1 protein-coding gene is annotated in these 977 nt (G+C 68.8%); it reads left to right on the top strand.

Annotated elements, in window-relative coordinates:
• Window positions 1-404: 404 nt before the first annotated feature.
• Window positions 405-788, top strand: coding sequence for an STAS domain-containing protein (locus tag ACTWPW_RS64315; RefSeq protein ID WP_443175059.1), 384 nt, complete (start codon window positions 405-407; stop codon window positions 786-788).
• Window positions 789-977: the final 189 nt, after the last annotated feature.

Genomic DNA, 977 nt, shown 5'->3' with positions numbered 1-977 from the left:
GCCGGTATCGCCTACCGCCTGGACACGCTGGGCCTCTGGCGGCCGGCACCCGCGGGGCTCCTGGAAAACCTCTCCCTGCTGGCCGGATTCTGCTGGCTGGTCGCGGTGGGCGTACGCCTGCGCCGTACGCACGCCCACCGCGCCTTGCGCTCGGCCGCACCGGGACAGGGCCGGTGATCACAACGCTGGAGTCGCCGCACCGATGCCGCGGACCGGCCGGGCATGAGATGGGGCGGCGCAGGAACAGCCGGGCCGGCAACTCCGGCGGTGTCCACCTTCGAACGCCTTGGCCTTACCGGTTCCGTGTTCCCCGGGACGCGCGGAACGGGTAAGGTCGCCACAGGTGAGCCGGGAAGTCTGGTCGGCATGGTCCGGTCCTGTCGTCAAGCCGAGAGTTCACCCGTATGCCCGGCTCCCAGCCCGCCGACCCGGCTGCTGATGACTTCTCCATCAGAATCCGCACCCGTGGCGACATCCTGCTGATCCAGTTGCAGGGTCCTCTTGCCGGCGCATCCGTCGACATCGTCCGGATGTACGTCATCAGCACGCTGGCCACGCACACCCCACCGAAGGTCGTCACGGACATCGACGGGGTGAGCCTGATAGACGAGGCCGGGCTCGACATCCTGCGCTCCGCCACCTGCCAGGCCCGCGACGCAGGCGGACGAATGGTCATCACGGGCGGCCACCGCCTGCTCGACCCCACCGGCAACGGCCTGGACCTGGCATCGACGATCAGGGACGCCTTCCACGACCTGGACGGCTTCGGCGAGCCTCCGAGCAGCTGACCCCTCGGGCCGGGCGGGTGTTCCCGCGCCTCGGCGACACCCCGGTCCATCGGCCTGGTCAGCTAGTACTCCAGCGACACTTTGCGATCTTGAGGGGTCGGGGTCGCATGGCGACGGCCACCGCGTGATCATTCGGAGTTTGTGAAGACAACCAAAGATCGTGCGGTGACCGCGAGCCACAGCGTAGAC

The sequence above is a fragment of the Nonomuraea sp. KM90 genome, from assembly GCF_052246675.1.
Taxonomy (GTDB): Bacteria; Actinomycetota; Actinomycetes; order Streptosporangiales; family Streptosporangiaceae; genus Nonomuraea.
This window is presented reverse-complemented; position numbering and strand designations above follow the sequence as displayed.

What these genes read in the sequence shown, in the direction of transcription:
- ACTWPW_RS64315 (WP_443175059.1), top strand. Translation starts at nt 405, where the DNA reads ATGCCCGGCTCCCAGCCCGCCGACCCGGCTGCTGATGACTTCTCCATC.